Origin of the sequence: Citrobacter sp. RHBSTW-00887 (assembly GCF_013728095.1) — a bacterium.
GTDB classification, from domain to species: domain Bacteria; phylum Pseudomonadota; class Gammaproteobacteria; order Enterobacterales; family Enterobacteriaceae; genus Citrobacter; species Citrobacter braakii.
This window is the reverse complement of the sequence record NZ_CP056267.1, coordinates 2,406,095-2,424,086: the sequence shown is the minus strand read 5'-3', so window position 1 is coordinate 2,424,086 and position 17,992 is coordinate 2,406,095. Positions and strand designations below refer to the sequence as shown.

General features: G+C 52.4%; 17 protein-coding genes and 2 pseudogenes. 10 read left to right on the top strand and 9 right to left on the bottom strand.

The genetic code is table 11. From position 1 onward, the window contains the following. The first annotated feature begins 8 nt into the window (after nucleotides 1-8). Nucleotides 9-1,979 carry a TonB-dependent receptor plug domain-containing protein gene (locus HV314_RS11535; protein ID WP_095715923.1) on the top strand — a complete coding sequence of 657 codons (1,971 nt, stop codon included), beginning with the start codon at nucleotides 9-11 and terminating at the stop codon, nucleotides 1,977-1,979. Nucleotides 1,980-2,020: 41 nt separating this feature from the next. Here the strand turns inward: HV314_RS11535 and HV314_RS11530 are convergent, their stop codons facing one another. Then, complete coding sequence (locus HV314_RS11530) at nucleotides 2,021-2,275, bottom strand: GlsB/YeaQ/YmgE family stress response membrane protein (RefSeq protein ID WP_016153363.1); 255 nt, start codon at nucleotides 2,273-2,275, stop codon at nucleotides 2,021-2,023. A 200-nt stretch (nucleotides 2,276-2,475) separates the two neighbouring features. On the opposite strand from HV314_RS11530, the gene ycgR reads away from it, so the two are divergent. Then, nucleotides 2,476-3,210 (top strand): flagellar brake protein YcgR, encoded by a 735-nt coding sequence (gene ycgR, locus HV314_RS11525; RefSeq protein WP_016153364.1) that lies wholly within the window; start codon nucleotides 2,476-2,478, stop codon nucleotides 3,208-3,210. Between the two features lie 11 nt (nucleotides 3,211-3,221). On the opposite strand, the gene emtA is transcribed toward ycgR, so the two are convergent. Continuing rightward, nucleotides 3,222-3,833, bottom strand: coding sequence for a membrane-bound lytic murein transglycosylase EmtA (emtA, locus tag HV314_RS11520; RefSeq protein WP_016153365.1), 612 nt, complete (start codon nucleotides 3,831-3,833; stop codon nucleotides 3,222-3,224). A 98-nt stretch (nucleotides 3,834-3,931) separates the two neighbouring features. Between emtA and ldcA the strand changes: the two genes are divergently transcribed. Both ldcA and HV314_RS11510 read left to right on the top strand, forming a co-directional pair. After that, a complete protein-coding gene (gene ldcA, locus HV314_RS11515) occupies nucleotides 3,932-4,846 on the top strand; it encodes a muramoyltetrapeptide carboxypeptidase (RefSeq protein ID WP_181548026.1) in 915 nt (304 codons plus the stop codon). Between the two features lie 97 nt (nucleotides 4,847-4,943). Beyond that, nucleotides 4,944-6,674, top strand: a pseudogene (locus tag HV314_RS11510) (potassium/proton antiporter); the annotation flags it as partial. Here the strand turns inward: HV314_RS11510 and HV314_RS27600 are convergent. From HV314_RS27600 to HV314_RS11500, 3 genes and pseudogenes are all read right to left on the bottom strand, one after another. Then, a pseudogene (locus HV314_RS27600) lies at nucleotides 6,621-6,737 on the bottom strand (hypothetical protein); the annotation flags it as partial. The pseudogenes HV314_RS11510 and HV314_RS27600 overlap by 54 nt on opposite strands. 53 nt (nucleotides 6,738-6,790) lie before the next feature. Next, nucleotides 6,791-7,861: a catabolic alanine racemase DadX gene (gene dadX, locus HV314_RS11505; protein ID WP_046275018.1), complete on the bottom strand. Its 1,071-nt coding sequence runs from the start codon at nucleotides 7,859-7,861 to the stop codon at nucleotides 6,791-6,793. A 12-nt stretch (nucleotides 7,862-7,873) separates the two neighbouring features. Further along, nucleotides 7,874-9,172: a D-amino acid dehydrogenase gene (locus HV314_RS11500; protein WP_046275019.1), complete on the bottom strand. Its 1,299-nt coding sequence runs from the start codon at nucleotides 9,170-9,172 to the stop codon at nucleotides 7,874-7,876. A gap of 322 nt (nucleotides 9,173-9,494) precedes the next feature. On the opposite strand from HV314_RS11500, the gene HV314_RS11495 reads away from it, so the two are divergent. Continuing rightward, complete coding sequence (locus tag HV314_RS11495) at nucleotides 9,495-11,027, top strand: SpoVR family protein (RefSeq protein ID WP_003833557.1); 1,533 nt, start codon at nucleotides 9,495-9,497, stop codon at nucleotides 11,025-11,027. Between the two features lie 79 nt (nucleotides 11,028-11,106). Here HV314_RS11495 and fadR read toward each other — a convergent pair whose 3' ends face one another. Beyond that, entirely contained in the window at nucleotides 11,107-11,826 is a 720-nt protein-coding gene (gene fadR / locus HV314_RS11490; RefSeq protein ID WP_181548025.1) for a fatty acid metabolism transcriptional regulator FadR, read from the bottom strand. 236 nt (nucleotides 11,827-12,062) lie between these two features. Here fadR and nhaB point away from each other — a divergent pair, with 236 nt between their 5' ends. The 3 genes from nhaB to HV314_RS11475 all read left to right on the top strand — a co-directional run bounded on the left by nhaB (nucleotide 12,063) and on the right by HV314_RS11475 (nucleotide 14,731). Continuing rightward, nucleotides 12,063-13,607 carry a Na(+)/H(+) antiporter NhaB gene (nhaB, locus tag HV314_RS11485; protein WP_029139569.1) on the top strand — a complete coding sequence of 515 codons (1,545 nt, stop codon included), beginning with the start codon at nucleotides 12,063-12,065 and terminating at the stop codon, nucleotides 13,605-13,607. A gap of 141 nt (nucleotides 13,608-13,748) precedes the next feature. Continuing rightward, on the top strand, nucleotides 13,749-14,279 hold the full coding sequence (dsbB, locus tag HV314_RS11480) for a disulfide bond formation protein DsbB (protein WP_003844060.1): 531 nt from the start codon (nucleotides 13,749-13,751) through the stop codon (nucleotides 14,277-14,279). Between the two features lie 110 nt (nucleotides 14,280-14,389). After that, nucleotides 14,390-14,731 (top strand): DUF1971 domain-containing protein, encoded by a 342-nt coding sequence (locus HV314_RS11475; protein ID WP_016153372.1) that lies wholly within the window; start codon nucleotides 14,390-14,392, stop codon nucleotides 14,729-14,731. Between the two features lie 29 nt (nucleotides 14,732-14,760). On the opposite strand, the gene HV314_RS11470 is transcribed toward HV314_RS11475, so the two are convergent. The 3 genes from HV314_RS11470 to HV314_RS11460 form a co-directional block, all read right to left on the bottom strand. After that, on the bottom strand, nucleotides 14,761-15,207 hold the full coding sequence (locus HV314_RS11470) for a YcgN family cysteine cluster protein (protein ID WP_016153373.1): 447 nt from the start codon (nucleotides 15,205-15,207) through the stop codon (nucleotides 14,761-14,763). A 92-nt stretch (nucleotides 15,208-15,299) separates the two neighbouring features. Further along, a complete protein-coding gene (locus HV314_RS11465; protein ID WP_181548024.1) occupies nucleotides 15,300-15,959 on the bottom strand; it encodes a fumarylacetoacetate hydrolase family protein in 660 nt (219 codons plus the stop codon). A gap of 69 nt (nucleotides 15,960-16,028) precedes the next feature. Beyond that, a complete protein-coding gene (locus tag HV314_RS11460) occupies nucleotides 16,029-16,322 on the bottom strand; it encodes a YcgL domain-containing protein (protein ID WP_016153375.1) in 294 nt (97 codons plus the stop codon). Nucleotides 16,323-16,448: 126 nt separating this feature from the next. Here HV314_RS11460 and minC point away from each other — a divergent pair, with 126 nt between their 5' ends. After that, nucleotides 16,449-17,156 (top strand): septum site-determining protein MinC, encoded by a 708-nt coding sequence (gene minC / locus HV314_RS11455; protein WP_016153376.1) that lies wholly within the window; start codon nucleotides 16,449-16,451, stop codon nucleotides 17,154-17,156. Nucleotides 17,157-17,179: 23 nt separating this feature from the next. After that, nucleotides 17,180-17,992 carry a septum site-determining protein MinD gene (minD, locus tag HV314_RS11450; RefSeq protein ID WP_003020956.1) on the top strand — a complete coding sequence of 271 codons (813 nt, stop codon included), beginning with the start codon at nucleotides 17,180-17,182 and terminating at the stop codon, nucleotides 17,990-17,992.

The following is a 17,992-nucleotide window of genomic DNA, read 5'->3' as shown; positions in this document are numbered from 1 at the left end:
TAAAAATAATGAATTTCAACAAAAGTTGTCTTTACACAGCCCTGTCGTTTGCTTTCGCGCACAGTGCTTTTGCTGGGCAGGAAAGCGAAACCATGACCGTCTGGTCTAGTCCGGTCTCCGCGGCAACCACCACGGTTCTCGGCCAGGAAACGATACAACAGCTGGATAAACAGAACGTGGCGCAGGCGCTGAGCGTCGTCCCCGGCGTCGTGCTGCAAAAGTCAGGCAACCGCAACGAGCAACAGGTAAAAGTGCGCGGATTTGACAGCCGTCAGGTTCCCGTCTTTTTCGACGGCGTGCCGGTGTACATCCCCTATGACGGCAACCTCGATTTAGGCCGTTTTCTGACATCCGATATCGCTTCGGTTGAAGTCTCCAAAGGCTACTCGTCTCTGTTGCAGGGGCCAAACCAGATGGGCGGTGCCATCAATATCACTACAAAAAAACCGACCAAACCGCTTGAAGGCAGCATCGGCTATCGCCAGGGCTGGAGTCGCAGCAAAGACAACGCCCACGATATGCACGCTTCATTTGGTGCCAGTAACGATCTCGGCTATATCCAGCTCAGCGGCAGTCAGTTGAAGCAGGATTTTCTTGGGTTACCGCATGGCGTGGACAACCCGGTTGCGGGCAGTCACGGCAAGATGATCAACTCTTCCGCTGATGACAAGCGTGGCATCGTGAAGCTGGGCTTTACCCCTCGTGGAGATGATGAATATGTGCTGACCTATATAAATCAGGACGGTGAAAAAGATAATCCACCGTATGCCGGAACCAGCAGTCAGAAATCACGCTACTGGCAATGGCCACAATACGATAAAGAGAGCTATTACTATCAGGGAACCACGCATCTGGGCGACCGTTTTACTCTGAAAAGCCGTCTGTATCGCGACACCTTTGAAAATACGTTGATGATGTACAATTCGCTGGCCGACCTGAAAAATAAGAAAGGCAGCTACAGCCATTATTCGGACTATAGCGATGGGGCTGGCCTGCAGCTCGCTGCGGATATGCGAGAAAACGATCTGCTCTCTTTCGCCGTGAACTGGAAGGACGATGTTCACCGCGAGAAAGGCGCACCGAATGCGGCTTACGACCGCTACGAAGACCGCACCTGGTCCGTGGCCAGTGAATACCAGTGGGCTGCGGCGGATAATGTCGATGTGGTGGCGGGAATAAGCTATGACTGGCGAGACAGTCTGGAAGGTATGAAGCACGAGAAAAACGGCAGCGTCACGCACTACGATGACAACAATCAGTCGGCCTTTAACTGGCAGGTGATGACCAAATACCACTTTGAAAATTCAGACACATTAGCGCTGTCTTACTCTGACAGAACGCGTTTCCCAACGTTAAAAGAACGCTACACGACCTCGAAACCGGCCTATAACCAGGTGGCCCTGGTCAATCCACAGCTTAAACCGGAGCGCGCCCGCAGCGTGGACCTGACATGGAATGGTTCACTTAGCCAGAACTGGGGATTCGAAGCCAGCGTGTATTACAACCGCATCAGCGACGCGATTCTTTCGCACAATATTGATGCCGACACCATCCAGAACCAAAACAGTGGTCGGGTGGATTACACCGGCCTGGATGCAGGCGTTAAAGGTAAAATTTTTGATATGCTGGACGTCGGGCTGAGCTACGGCCTTATTCATGCGGACGCCAAACGCAGCGATATCGGTAAGATTACCGATCTGCCGACGCAAACCCTGACCGCCTGGATGACGCTGAAACCGTGGGAGCCACTCAGCATTACGCTGTCCGAAGAGGCCCGTTCGTCGAGCTATAGCAATACCGACGGCTCGCAGAAAGCCGCTGGTTTCGCCATTACCCATTTGCGCGCTGATTACGCCATTGGTCACGGGTTTAGCGTTAACGCTTCGGTCAATAACCTGTTCGATACGCAGTACGTTTACAGTGAAGGATTTATTGAAGAGGGGCGTAATTACTGGGCGGGCATTGAGTATCAGTTCTGACTTAACAATGCAGAAAAACGGCCCCGTCAGGGGCCGTTCGATTAATCTCGTCGTACAAGCCGAAAGACACCCAGCACAACAATCGCGCCGACCACGGCCACCAGGAAGCTGTGGAGATTAAACCCGCTGATATCGCCGCCGATACCGAACATCGTAGCCAGCCATCCACCGACCACAGCACCGATAATACCGAGAATGCAGGTCAGGATAAATCCACCGCCATCGCGCCCCGGCATAATCAGTTTGGCGATAACCCCCGCAATCAGACCAAAAATAATCCAGGTAATAATTCCCATTTCCAGGCCCTCTTTCCAGTGAACGCACGCGCAAGACATTCTTGCGCCAGCACGTTAAGTATAGGCAAGCCATCGCTACGTGCTTTTTCCCTCAGACTTAATTCATTGGGTTTGGTAAAAAATTTCATCCATTTGTATTAAGTTCCGTTGATTGATGCCGATAATCCAACGATAAACCAGGCATCCAGGAGTCATTAGGTGTGAGTAACTACAATGAGCAGTTCCTGAAGCAAAATCCATTAGCGGTGTTAGGCGTACTCCGGGACTTAAATTCGCAGCAGGTTCCGCTGCGTATCTCCTGGTCAGGTGGCCAGTTCATCAGCAAAATACTGGCGGTCAGCCCGGACGAACTGATCATGGATTTTGGTAGTCAGGAATATGAAAACCAGGCCGTGCAGCGGGCCAATCAAATTACGATTATCGCCGAAACGCAGGGAGCCAAAGTGGAGTTCACCCTGCCACAGCTGAAAAAAGGCGAATACCAGCGGCTACCCGCATTTATCTCATCATTGCCGCCATCTCTGTGGTTCGTCCAGCGTCGGGAATATTTCCGTATCGGTGCTCCACTGCATCCCCCCTATCGCTGCACGGTAAAAATGCCGGATAACAGCACGCTGTGTTTTCGCTTATTCGATTTGTCTCTTGGCGGTATGGGCGGGCTGTTAGAAACGGCAAAACCAGAGGGACTGGTAGAAGGCATGCGCTTTTCACAGGTTGAACTGAACATGGAGCAATGGGGAGTGTATCAGGTTGACGCCCAGCTAATTTCCATTAGCGAACGCAAAGTTATCGACGGGAAAAACGAAACAATTACCACTCCCCGCCTGAGCTTTCGTTTTCTCAACGTCGGCCCGGCGGTGGAGCGTAACCTACAGCGAATTATTTTTTCCCTCGAGCGCGAGGCCCGGGAAAAGTCGAATAAGGTGCGCGATTAGCATCACCTGAATTACATCACATCCAGCGCTTGTTGAAGCTTCCAGATATAGCGCGGAGCCTGCGGCGCCGGATGATTATCCGCAACATGTTCAATAAATTCATCCGGGCTGAGATCGTTTATCTTATTAATGGCTTTTTTCCTGTCGGAGGAGAACGTTCGCAGCAGCGCGCCCGCACCGTTGGCGTACGATACCACCAGCGCATATTGCATCACCTGCGGATCTTCGATCCCGGCCAGCGGCCCGGTCTCAAGAATGCTCAGGTATGCGGCCCCCATCGAGATATTGCGCTCAGGATTTTTCAGCTCGCTGGTTGACGGCTCGCCACTCCACCCCATGCGACGATAAACATCACGCCCTGACGTAGAGGCTTTTAACTGCATCAGGCCAATCGCATTAGACTTACTGACCGCATTCGGGTTTCCACCTGATTCAATGGCGATGATAGCGGTAATCAATTGTGGACTGACACCCCAGGCCGCACCGGCTTTTTCGCTGATCGGCATCCATTGCATTGCGCGTTTAACCGGAACTTCAGCATTCCACGGCGGATTTTTGTAATCCTGTTTTGAACTACAGCCCGCAAGTAATACAACCAAAAAAGCAAACCATCTCAATTTCACGTCATCTATCCTTATAGCCGGAACCTGTCGCTGAGGTGACAACGACATACCTACGCGGCATGATATACATTTGGTTTTAGTTGTAGCAAGGAAATGCCATGTCCCGGTTTCACTTAATTGCCCCGTCGGGCTACTGTATCAACCAGCAGGCTGCCTTACGCGGGCTGGCGCGTCTTACTGAGGCCGGTCATCAGGTCGACAATTCAGCGGTCATTGCGCGCCGCTGCCAGCGTTTTGCGGGTACAGAAGCAGAACGGCTTGCTGATGTGAACGCGCTCGTAAATCTGAACACTCCCGATACCATTGTCATGGCAGTACGCGGCGGCTATGGCGCGAGCCGTTTACTGGCAGATATTGACTGGCAGGCGCTGGCGGCCCGTCAGCAACACAACCCGCTGCTGCTGTGCGGACACAGCGATTTTACCGCGATCCAGTGTGGTCTGCTGGCGCAGGGGAATGTGATTAGCTTCAGCGGCCCGATGCTGGCGGCTAACTTTGGCGCCGAGGAGATGAACGCATTTACCGAGCACCATTTTTGGCAGGCTGTTCGCAATGCCCAATTTACCCTCGAGTGGCAAGGTAACGGTCCGGCATGTGCGACCGAAGGTACGCTATGGGGCGGAAATCTGGCGATGCTCATTTCTCTGATGGGCACGCCGTGGATGCCCGCTATCGAAAACGGCATTTTGGTGCTGGAAGACATTAACGAGCATCCTTTTCGCATTGAACGCATGCTGCTGCAACTGTATCACTCAGGAATACTGGCCCGACAAAACGCCATTATCCTCGGCAGTTTTAGCGGCAGCGCACCTAATGATTACGACGCGGGTTACAGTCTTGACTCAGTTTGTGATTTTCTACGCGCCAGGTTATCGGTTCCGTTGATCGACGGCCTCGATTTTGGTCATGAACAACGCACCGTCACCTTGCCGTTGGGGGCAAGAGCGGTACTGAAAAATGATAAAAACGGCGCTCAGCTCACCTTAAGTGGGCATCCGGTACTTAAATCGTAAAAAAAGCGGTTAACAGGGCTAAGTAAAACGCTGTTTCTGTCGTTATTATGTTAGGGTTTATAAATACGAAACAGCGTAATTCAGGAGTAACCGAACGTTGGATGCCGCAGCAATAATTAGCCTTTTTATTTTGGGTTCCGTACTCGTCACCTGCAGTATCTTACTCAGTTCATTCTCATCACGTCTTGGTATCCCTATTCTGGTGATATTTCTCGCTATCGGTATGTTAGCGGGAGTCGACGGCGTGGGCGGTATTCCTTTCGATAACTACCCTTTCGCCTATATGGTGAGTAACCTGGCGCTGGCGGTTATCCTGCTCGACGGCGGGATGCGCACCCAAGCCAGCTCATTTCGTGTCGCGTTAGGCCCGGCGCTGTCGCTGGCGACCGTCGGGGTGCTGATAACCTCCGGACTCACCGGCATGATGGCCGCGTGGCTGTTTCATCTGGATCTTATCGAAGGACTCCTGATTGGCGCGATTGTCGGTTCAACCGATGCCGCGGCGGTTTTTTCCCTGCTCGGCGGCAAGGGGCTTAACGAGCGTGTTGGCTCTACGCTGGAAATTGAATCCGGGAGTAATGACCCGATGGCGGTGTTTTTAACCATCACGCTTATCGCCATGATTCAAAATCACGAGACCGGTTTAAGCTGGATGTTTGCAGTGCATATTATCCAGCAGTTCGGCTTAGGGATCATACTGGGCCTCGGTGGGGGCTACCTGCTTCAGCAAATGATTAACCGCATTTCACTGCCTGCCGGGCTTTATCCGCTACTGGCCTTAAGCGGTGGGATCCTGATTTTTGCCCTGACCACTGCACTGGAAGGCAGCGGTATTCTGGCGGTCTATCTGTGTGGTTTCCTGCTGGGTAATCGCCCCATCCGCAACCGATTTGGCATTCTGCAAAACTTCGACGGTCTGGCATGGCTGGCGCAAATCGCCATGTTCCTGGTGCTGGGACTGCTGGTTACGCCGTCCGACCTGCTGCCTATCGCGATCCCTGCGCTGATTTTGTCTGCATGGATGATATTCATTGCCCGTCCGCTGTCGGTCTTCGCCGGACTGCTGCCGTTTCGTGGCTTCAATCTGCGCGAGCGCATTTTCATCAGTTGGGTGGGCCTGCGCGGTGCAGTCCCCATCATCCTCGCCGTATTCCCAATGATGGCGGGTCTGGAGAATGCGCGCCTGTTCTTTAACGTCGCGTTCTTCGTGGTTCTGATCTCGCTGCTGTTTCAGGGAACGTCGCTTTCCTGGGCCGCCAAAAAAGCCAAAGTGGTGGTTCCTCCCGTCGGCTGGCCCGTTTCGCGCATTGGTCTGGATATTCATCCGGAAAACCCCTGGGAGCAGTTTGTTTATCAGCTCAGCGCGGATAAGTGGTGTGTAGGAGCCGCACTGCGCGACCTGCATATGCCGGAAGAGACGCGAATTGCCGCCCTGTTTCGTGACAACGTGCTGTTTCACCCATCCGGCAGTACGCGGCTGCGTGAAGGCGACGTTTTGTGCGTGATTGGCCGCGAGCGCGATCTCCCGGCTCTCGGCAAGCTGTTCAGCCAGTCGCCGCCGGTGTCGTTAGACCAGCGCTTCTTCGGTGATTTTATTCTCGAGGCCAGCGCAAAATATGCCGATGTGGCACTGATTTATGGCCTGGAAGATGGCACAGAGTATCGTGATAAACAGCAAACGCTGGGTGAAATTGTCCAGCATCTGCTTGGCGCCGCGCCGGTCGTCGGTGACCAGGTTGAATTTGCTGGCATGATCTGGACGGTTGCTGAGAAAGAAGATAATGCGGTGCTGAAGGTCGGTGTTCGCGTTGCTGAAGATGAGGATGAGGCGCGTTGATGCTTTTTGCCGGGCGGCGGCAGCGCTTTGCCCGGTTTGCGCTCTGCGTCGCATAAACGGTGTAGCCGGATGAAACGCATCAGCGTCGACATCCGGCTTCAGATACGTTACACCGTCACAACCGGCACGCGCAGCGCCAGAGAACACATCAACTCGTAGCCCACCGTACCCGCGGCGCTGGCCACATCGTCAATTTTAATCTCTTTGCCCCACAGCTCTACCGGCGTCCCGATCCCCGCCTGCGGACACGGTGTCAGATCTACCGCCAGCATATCCATTGAGACCGTCCCCACCGTTGTCGTGCGTACGCCGTCCACCAGCACCGGCGTTCCGCTTGGCGCATGGCGCGGGTAACCGTCTGCATACCCGGTCGCCACAATGCCAATGCGCTGCTCGCCGCTGGCGGTATAGCGTCCCCCGTAGCCCACCCGGTCTCCTGCTTTCAGCGTCTGTATGCCGATTATCTCGCTGCTCAGGGTCATGACCGGTTTCAGGCCGGTATTGGCGATGTCCCGCCACTGTCCCGAAGGCGATGCACCATACAAAATAATGCCCGGGCGCACCCAATCATAATGTGCTTCAGGGTGCCACAGCGTGGCGGCCGAATTGGACAGCGACCGTCTGCACTCCAGCCCTTCTGTCGCCTGTGCAATCCGCGCCATGGCGTCCTGGATACCTTCCGGGTGCTCCGCATCTGCAAAGTGGGACATCAGCGTCATTTCACCGACGTTGGGCATTGCCCGCAGCTGTTGCCAGACCGTTGATACTCTTTCCGGTAAAAAACCCAGTCGGTTCATGCCGCTGTTCACCTTCAGGTAAACATCCAGCGGCGCGTTGAGGCGCGCATTCTGCAGCGCTTTTAATTGCCAGTTACTGTGTACACAAGTGGTCAGACGATATTTGTCATACACCATCAGGTCTTCGGCGTGGAAAAATCCCTCCAGCATGAGTATCGGGCCTTTCCACCCGCGCTCACGCAGGGTTATCGCTTCTTCAAGATTGAGCATGGCAAAACCGTCGGTTGTGCCCAGCGCATTCCAGACACGTTCAATGCCGTGTCCGTATGCATTGGCTTTCACCACCGACCAGACGCGGGCGTCCGGCGCGGCCTGGCGGGTAATGGTCAGGTTTTGTTTCAACGCCTGCAGGTCAATGCTGGCCAGTATCGGGCGAGTCATCTCACGTCCTTATCAGTTATGTGCGCCATGTAAATGCCGTGGACGAGATGGGGTAAACCCCGGGCTGTAACGCGCCACGCTCAGATCGTCGTAAGGAATGGCTGGTGTGCGGCCAGACAGAATGTCGCTCAGCAACTGACCCGAACCGCAGGCCATGGTCCAGCCCAGCGTGCCGTGGCCGGTATTAAGCAGTAGATTCTTAAAGCGCGTTCGCCCGATCACAGGCGTACCGTCCGGCGTCATCGGACGCAGCCCGGTCCAGAAGGTTGCCTGCTCCACATGCCCACCGCGTGGGAAGAGATCGCGAACGACCATCTCCAGCGTTTCACGGCGGGGTTGCAGCAATTCCGTATTGAAGCCGACAATCTCCGCCATGCCGCCAACGCGAATACGGTTATCAAAGCGGGTAATGGCGATTTTGTAGGTTTCATCAAGGATCGTTGAAACCGGCGCGCCGTCATCTTGCGCCACCGGAATGGTCAATGAATAGCCTTTGAGCGGATAGACCGGAATATCAACGATCCCCTTCAGCATCGCCGTAGAGTACGAGCCGAACGCCATTACATAGGCATCGGCTTTGACTATCTCCTCGCCACACTGAACGCCATAAATCTGCTCACCATCGCTCAACAGCTTATCGACCGGAGTATTAAAGCGAAATTTCACACCCGCCTGCTCCGCCATCAGCGCCAGACGCTGGGTAAACAGCTGGCAGTCACCGGTTTCGTCATTCGGTAAACGCAGACCGCCGGTCAGCTTGTGTGCCACTTCCGCCAGCGCCGGTTCAACTTCCGCCAGACGGCTTGCTTCCAGGAGCTGATACGGCACGCCGGCGTCTTCGAGGACGGCGATGTCGCGGGTCGCGTTCTCATACTGTTGAGCGGTACGGAACAGTTGCAACGTTCCGCCCTGGCGTCCTTCGTATTCGATACCGGTAGAGGCGCGTAGCGCTTTCAGGCAATCACGGCTGTATTCCGCCAGTCGCACCATCCGGCCCTTGTTTTCCATGTAATGGCTGGTGTCGCAGTTGCGTAGCATCTGCCACATCCATTTCAACTGGAACTGCGTCCCGTCGAGGCGAACGGCCAGCGGCGCGTGGCGCTGAAACATCCATTTAATTGCTTTAAGCGGAACGCCTGGCGCCGCCCAGGGTGCTGCATAACCTGGAGAGATTTGCCCCGCGTTCGCCGCACTGGTTTCCAGTGCCGGACCGGGCTCACGATCAATGACGGTGACATCGTGTCCAGCCTGACTTAAGTACCAGGCGCTGGTCACGCCAACGACACCACTTCCCAGTATGACAACTCGCATAGCCACTCCGTTAACAGTAAAAGAACAATCATCTAATTACATCTTGATAACTCAGTTGAAAATATTATTCAACATATGGCTTTTTTATGGTGACTTATCTCACATATGGCGGTGATGGCGGGGAACTCCCTGCTTTGGTATCTCCTGCTGTGCGTTATTTTTATCCAGCATAAAATTTTGCGGCCATACCGTTTTTCGACGCCTCGCTAACAAGAAATCGCAAAGAAAAAAATTCAGCCGCAGCACGTTTTTTAACACCATGATCTATGCTTGAAATGAGGTACTCCAGACAGAGAGTGCCGCCAACAATGAGGGTGCGCGAATGGCTACGATTGATTCCATGAACAAGGACAGCACACGGTTAAGCGATGGACCCGACTGGACGTTTGATCTGCTGGATGTCTATCTGGCGGAAATAGACCGCGTGGCGAAACTCTACAGACTGGATACCTACCCGCACCAAATCGAGGTGATCACCTCCGAACAAATGATGGACGCTTACTCCAGCGTCGGGATGCCAATCAACTATCCTCACTGGTCGTTTGGTAAAAAATTTATTGAAACCGAGCGTTTGTATAAGCATGGTCAGCAGGGGCTGGCCTATGAGATTGTTATCAACTCCAATCCGTGTATCGCGTATTTGATGGAGGAGAACACCATCACCATGCAGGCGTTGGTGATGGCGCATGCCTGCTACGGACATAACTCCTTCTTTAAAAACAACTATTTGTTCCGTAGCTGGACGGATGCCAGCTCCATCGTCGATTACCTGATCTTCGCGCGAAACTATATTACCCAGTGTGAAGAGCGTTACGGCGTGGATGAAGTCGAAAAGCTCCTCGACTCCTGTCACGCGCTGATGAACTACGGCGTGGATCGTTACAAACGCCCGCAAAAAATCTCCCTACAGGAAGAGAAAGCCCGACAGAAAAGCCGTGAAGAGTATCTGCAAAGCCAGGTAAATATGTTGTGGCGTACGCTGCCGAAGAAAGAGGAAGAGAAAACCGTTGCGGAAGCCCGACGTTATCCTTCTGAACCGCAGGAGAACCTTCTGTACTTCATGGAGAAGAACGCCCCGCTGCTGGAATCCTGGCAACGCGAAGTGCTGCGCATTGTGCGCAAGGTCAGCCAGTATTTTTATCCGCAGAAACAGACGCAGGTGATGAACGAAGGGTGGGCCACTTTCTGGCATTACACCATCCTTAATCACCTTTATGACGAAGGTAAAGTCACCGAACGGTTTATGCTGGAGTTTTTACATAGCCATACCAATGTGGTGTTCCAGCCGCCGTACAATAGCCCGTGGTATAGCGGCATAAACCCCTATGCCCTGGGTTTTGCCATGTTCCAGGATATTAAACGAATTTGTCAGTCGCCTACCGAAGAGGACAAATACTGGTTCCCGGATATAGCGGGTTCTGACTGGCTGGAAACCCTGCATTTCGCGATGCGCGATTTCAAAGATGAGAGCTTTATCAGCCAGTTTCTGTCACCGAAGGTTATGCGTGATTTCCGCCTGTTCACCGTGCTGGATGATGATCGTCATAATTATCTGGAGATTTCCGCGATTCACAACGAGGAAGGATATCGTGAGATCCGCAACAGGCTGTCGTCGCAATATAACCTGAGCAACCTTGAGCCGAATATTCAAATCTGGAATGTCGATCTGCGCGGCGACCGCTCGCTCACCTTGCGCTATATTCCGCATAATCGCGCTCCGCTGGATAAAGGACGCAAAGAGGTGCTCAAGCATGTGCACCGGCTCTGGGGTTTTGACGTAATGCTGGAGCAGCAGAATGAAGACGGCAGTGTGGAACTGCTGGAGCGTTGCCCGCCGAGGATGAACGGTCTGTAAATCTTATTGCCGGATGGCGACGCGAAAACGTCTTATCCGGCCTACAATGCGTGCAGTTCGTAGGCCGGATAAGGTGCGATTAGCGCCCCTGAATAGCTAAATCGCCCGGCAGGTTTTTCTGCATACGATGCCAAATCTCGCCGCTCTCGTGACCATAGCGACGCACCGTTTCATATACCTGCTCATGAGCACCCTGATCACAAAGTTCTGACAGCTTACGGTAAAAGCTCAGCGCCAGCGCGCGGGCTTCCGGATTGGCGAAATAATGGCGGCCAATGCGGGTATATAATCCCTTCATTCCATTGAGGATCAAACCGTAAATCGGATTGCCAGAGGCAAATGCCAGACCGCGGAAAATGTTATAGTCCAGATCGGCGAACGCATCAGCATGGTCGGCCACCTGATTTGCCGTTGCCAGAACCTCCTGCGCTTTATCAGGATGCTGGCGAAACGCGGTACGAACAAAGATCGTCGAGATGTTGGTACGCACGGACAGCAGATTATCAATAAGCTGCGGCACGCTCTCGTGATCGAGACGCGCCAGCGTTTCAAGGATATTTAGCCCGGAGGTTTCCCAGAAGTTATTCACCTTCGTCGGCTTGCCGTGTTGAATGGTCAACCAGCCGTCCCGCGCCAGACGCTGTAATACCTCGCGTAACGTGGTACGTGTCACTCCAATCAGTTCAGAGAGTTCACGTTCAGCAGGCAAAATAGTGCCAGGTGGGAAGCGGTTATTCCAGATACTTTCAATGATGTACTCTTCCGCGAACCCAGCCGGGCTTTGCGCCTTAATGACCATAGTGATAATTCCATTACACAGCAAAACATAGTTACAGTTATCATACCAGACGGGCTACATGGCTGATAGCTGACGCAATGAAGAAAAAGTGGATCAAGGCTTCATTTTCCAGATTACGCTGAAGCACAGCCAGCCTTGTCCGTCGCGTGAATAGCTTGCCTGTACTCCCTCCTCCCGCTAAGCTTTGCGGTCAAACATAAAAACATGATTTCATTTTTAAAGGTAGGGAAATCACCATGGAGCTATCATGGGGCCGCGCTATGTGGCGCAATTTTTTAGGTCAATCACCTGACTGGTACAAACTTGCACTACTCGTATTCTTAGTCGTTAACCCGGTTATATTTTTCATCAATCCCTTTATTGCGGGCTGGCTGTTGGTAGCCGAGTTCATTTTTACGCTGGCGATGGCGTTAAAATGTTACCCGCTGCTACCAGGCGGGCTGCTAGCCATCGAGGCGGTCATCATCGGCATGACCAGCGCCACACATGTGCGTGAAGAGGTTGCCGCTAACCTTGAGGTGCTGTTGCTGCTGATGTTTATGGTGGCTGGCATCTACTTTATGAAGCAGTTGCTGCTGTTTATTTTCACCCGCCTACTGCTTACGATTCGCTCCAAGATGCTGCTATCGCTGGCATTTTGCGTTGCCGCCGCCTTCCTTTCTGCATTCCTGGATGCGCTGACCGTCGTTGCCGTGGTAATCAGCGTAGCGGTTGGTTTTTATGGTATCTACCATCGTTTCGCCTCTTCCCGCACGGAAGACAACAATATGCTCGATGACAGCCATATCGATCAGCACAATAAGGTCGTACTGGAGCAGTTCCGTGGTTTTCTACGCAGCCTGATGATGCATGCGGGTGTCGGTACGGCGTTAGGTGGCGTAATGACTATGGTCGGCGAACCGCAAAACCTGATTATCGCCAAAGCGGCTGGCTGGCATTTTGGTGACTTTTTCCTGCGCATGTCGCCGGTCACCGTCCCGGTGCTGATTTGCGGCCTGTTAACCTGCATGCTGGTTGAGAAATTGCGCTGGTTTGGCTATGGCGAAACGCTGCCGGAGACCGTCCGCGATGTCCTGCAACAGTTTGACGATCAAAGCCGTCAGCAGCGTACTCGTCAGGAAAAAATCAAACTGATTGTTCAGGCGATTATCGGTATCTGGCTGGTGGTTGCCCTGGCCCTGCATCTGGCGGAAGTCGGATTAATCGGTCTGTCCGTCATTATCCTGGCCACGTCGTTGACCGGCGTTACTGACGAACACGCGATTGGTAAAGCGTTTACCGAGTCGCTGCCTTTCACCGCCCTGCTAACCGTGTTCTTCTCTATCGTTGCGGTGATTATCGATCAACAGCTCTTTTCACCGATTATTCAGTTTGTTTTGCAGTCTTCTGAACATGCTCAACTGACGCTGTTCTATCTCTTTAACGGCCTGCTGTCTTCTATCTCTGATAACGTGTTTGTCGGCACCATTTACATTAACGAAGCCAAAGCCGCGTTGGAACATGGGACCATCAGCCTTAACCAATTTGAGCTGTTAGCGGTGGCGATCAATACCGGGACTAACCTGCCTTCCGTTGCTACACCAAACGGCCAGGCGGCATTCCTGTTCCTGCTGACCTCCGCGCTGGCACCATTGATTCGACTCTCTTATGGCCGCATGGTGTGGATGGCTCTGCCTTATACTCTCGTCCTGACGCTGGTTGGTCTGCTTTGCGTCGAGTTCACGCTTGTTCCGGTGACTGAGTGGATGACCCAGGCGGGCTGGTTAGCTACACTTTCATAACAATTTACCGGGCAAATCACTGCCCGGTTTGACTTTTTGCATGATAATTATCCGATTACTCAAATTTTCAATTCCTGCTAGTGGCGCATAAATTGAATTGGTTTAAACTGCGCTCTCTACGCATGTTGCAGGGAAATTATTATGTTGCGATTTTTAAACCAGTGCTCCCGAGGTCGTGGTGCATGGTTATTGTTGGCGTTAACCGCCTTTGCGCTGGAGCTTGTCGCGCTGTGGTTCCAGCACGTCATGCTGCTAAAACCTTGCGTGTTGTGTATTTACGAACGTAGCGCATTATTTGGCGTGATGGGCGCGGGGCTGGTGGGGGCTATCGCACCAAAAACGCCGCTACGCTATGTGGCGATGATTATCTGGATTTACAGTGCCTGGCGCGGACTGCAGTTAGCTTATGAGCACACCATGATTCAGTTGCACCCATCACCGTTTATGACCTGTGATTTTGCAGCACGCTTCCCGAGCTGGCTGCCGCTGGACAAATGGCTGCCGCAGGTGTTTTTAGCATCCGGTGACTGTGCTGAACGCCAGTGGTCTTTTTTAACCCTGGAAATGCCACAGTGGCTGTTGGGGATCTTCGCCGCTTACCTGGTGGTCGCCGTGCTGGTAGTCATAGCACAGCCGTTTAAACCGAAAAAACGTGACCTCTTCGGTCGCTAACAGAGACGCTCCTTCGGGAGCGTTTTTTTTGCCTTAAATTCATTGCCTGCTGGCATCTATAAAATGTATATTAAATACATCTTATAGATGCCACACCAAGGAGATGTCTGATGTCCCATTTACGCATCCCGGCAAACTGGAAAGTAAAACGCTCTACTCCCTTCTTTACCAAAGACAACGTCCCGGCAGCACTTCTTTCTCACCATAACACCGCAGCAGGCGTGTTTGGACAGCTCTGCGTAATGGAAGGTACGGTAACGTATTATGGCTTTGCCAATGAAGACGCAAAAGAACCTGAAGTGAAAGTGGTGATTAATGCCGGTCAGTTCGCGACCAGCCCACCGCAGTACTGGCATCGCGTTGAATTAAGCGACGATGCGCAATTCAACATTAACTTCTGGGTGGAAGATGACAACCACTCCGATGAGATGTATCAGGCGAAAAAGTCTTAACCCTTAACGCCTGCTAATCGATGGGCGGCTCAGTCCGCCCATGAAGGTTTGTTCAGGATATGATCCTGCCAGTCACGCACTTCCGATTCTTTCACCGCAATATGACGAACCGAGATACGTTCACCGTGCATCGCCGCTTTTGATCCTGTCAGCAACGGGTGCCACTCCGGCAACCCTTTTCCTTCTGCGAGCAGACGATAGGCGCAGGTCATCGGCAACCATTCAAAAGTCGGCAGATTATCACGCGTCAGTTTGATGCAGTCAGGCTCGTACTCGAATCGACGTTCGTAATTACGACACTGGCAGGTTTTAATGTTGAGCTGACGACAGGCGACGTTGGTAAAGTAGATTTCGTCAGTGTCTTCATCCATCAGCTTATGCAGGCAGCATTGACCGCACCCGTCACATAATGACTCCCACTCGGCATCGGTCATTTCATCAAGGGTTTTACTTTGCCAGAAAGGTATGTCGCTCATCAGGGTTTCCGCTATTGCAATAAAGCTGCACCTTATAACCAGTCTGGCACGCTGATGCAAGTTTTGCCGCCCGAAAAGGCGGCAAGCAGAGATTACAGCACGCGGGTTGTTAGCGTTTGACCGTGAAAACTGATGGCCAGTTCGTCGCCGCTGCTTAAAGGTCCCACACCTGCTGGCGTTCCCGTTAGCACCACATCGCCCGCTTTGAGGGTAAAGAAACGGCTCATATAAGCAATCAAGGGAACGATGTGATGGATCATGTCCGCCGTGGAGCCGTGCTGGCGAGTTTCACCGTTGACCGTTAATCCAAGCATCGTATCCTGCGGGTCGCCGTTAAACTCCGTCACAGGAATAAATCCAGACAGCGGGCAAGAGTTATCAAAACCCTTCGCTTTTTCCCATGGCTGCCCCGCCTTCTTCATTTTGCCCTGAATATCGCGCAGAGTCAGATCCAGCGCGACACCATAACCGGCAATGGCTTTACGCACATGATCTTCTGTCGCGTGCCGCAGGGTCGCGCCGATCAGCACAGCCAGCTCAACTTCATGGTGGACAGACCCCATATCAGATGGGATCACCAGCGGCTGGCGCAAATCGCACAGCGCGGTTTCCGGTTTAATAAACAGAACCGGTTCTTCCGGGGTGGTTCCGCCCATCTCTTTAATATGGTTGGCATAGTTACTCCCTACGCAAACCACCTTACTCACCGGATAATCCAGCAGAGCACCATGCCAGTTGTGATGTTGATACATTACTTTCCCCTAACGTAGTCATAGATTTCAGGTACTGCATCGATGGAACGTGCTGCTGCCGGATGCAGTTTAACGTTTAGCGTCTGGTGTATTTTGTTTTGCCGCTGCCAGATGCTGTTTAAGTAAATCTTCTGGCGGCGGAGGTATTTGTAAATAATAGCCCTGCTCGGTCAGGGCCTGTTTTACTTTTTCAAGATCGGCATTAACTAATTTTTTACGCCCATCAAGCGGTAACATCATTGCCAGCGTCGGCTGACCAAATCCTCTCATCAGTTCTTCAGGAACGCGCGAGAAATCGTCTTTTTTTTCGACATATAAATAGGTCTGGTCACGTTTGCTGCTTCGGTAGATCACACAAAACATATCTTTTACTCTGAATTCACGGAATGGTGGCTTGCCTCAATATAATACTGACTATAACATGCCTTATAGTCTTCGGAATATCACCCCGCGCTGGGGATGATAAATAGCAAATTGAGTAAGGCCAGGATGTCAAACACGCCAATCGAGCTTAAAGGCAGTAGCTTCACCTTATCAGTGGTTCATTTACATGAAGCAGAACCCGAGGTTATTCGTCAGGCGTTGGAAGACAAAATCGCGCAGGCACCGGCTTTTTTAAAACATGCTCCCGTGGTGGTTAACGTGAGTGGTCTTGAAAGCCCGGTAAACTGGTCAGCGCTGCAGAAAGTTGTCGCGTCTACCGGATTGCGCATTATTGGCGTTAGCGGATGCAAAGACGCCAGACTAAAGGCAGAAATCGACGAAATGGGTCTTCCTTTACTGACTGAAGGTAAAGAAAAAGCTATTCGTCCTGCGCCTGTTGAGGTCCCGGCTCCCGTCGCTCCGCCGCAAAACGTTACTCCCATCACAAAAACACGATTAATAAATGTGCCGGTTCGTTCCGGTCAGCGCATTTATGCTCCACAATGTGATCTGATTGTTACAAGCCACGTCAGTGCGGGCGCAGAGCTTATCGCTGATGGCAATATTCATGTTTATGGAATGATGAGAGGCCGTGCGCTGGCAGGTGCAAGCGGCGATCGTGAAGCGCAAATTTTTTGTACCCATCTGACGGCAGAACTGGTGTCTATCGCAGGTGTTTATTGGCTGAGTGATAAAATCCCAGCAGAATTTTATGGCAAAGCGGCCCGTCTGCAATTAGCAGAGAACGCTTTGACAGTTCAACCGTTGAATTAATCCCTTTTTAACAAGGAATTTCTATGGCACGCATTATTGTTGTTACTTCGGGTAAAGGGGGCGTTGGCAAAACCACCTCCAGCGCGGCCATCGCTACAGGTTTGGCCCAGAAGGGAAAGAAAACTGTCGTTATTGATTTTGATATCGGCCTGCGTAACCTCGATCTGATTATGGGTTGTGAACGCCGCGTCGTTTACGACTTCGTCAACGTTATTCAGGGCGATGCGTCGTTAAATCAGGCGTTAATCAAAGATAAGCGTACCGAAAATCTCTTTATTCTTCCGGCCTCACAGACTCGCGATAAAGACGCGCTGACGCGTGAAGGCGTCGCGAAAGTTCTGGACGACCTGAAAACGATGGAATTCGATTTCATCGTCTGCGACTCCCCAGCGGGTATTGAAACCGGCGCGCTGATGGCCCTGTATTTTGCCGATGAAGCGATTATCACCACTAACCCGGAAGTCTCCTCTGTACGTGACTCTGACCGTATTCTGGGTATTCTGGCGTCGAAATCTCGTCGTGCGGAAAACGGTGAAGATCCGATTAAAGAGCATTTGTTGCTGACGCGCTACAACCCCGGCCGCGTAAATAAAGGTGACATGCTGAGCATGGAAGACGTACTGGAAATTCTGCGAATCAAGCTGGTTGGCGTGATTCCTGAAGATCAGTCAGTCCTGCGCGCGTCTAACCAGGGTGAGCCGGTTATTCTCGACATCAATGCTGATGCCGGTAAAGCCTATGCTGATACCGTAGACCGTCTGTTGGGAGAAGAACGTCCTTTCCGCTTCATTGAAGAAGAGAAGAAAGGTTTCCTCAAACGCCTGTTCGGAGGATAA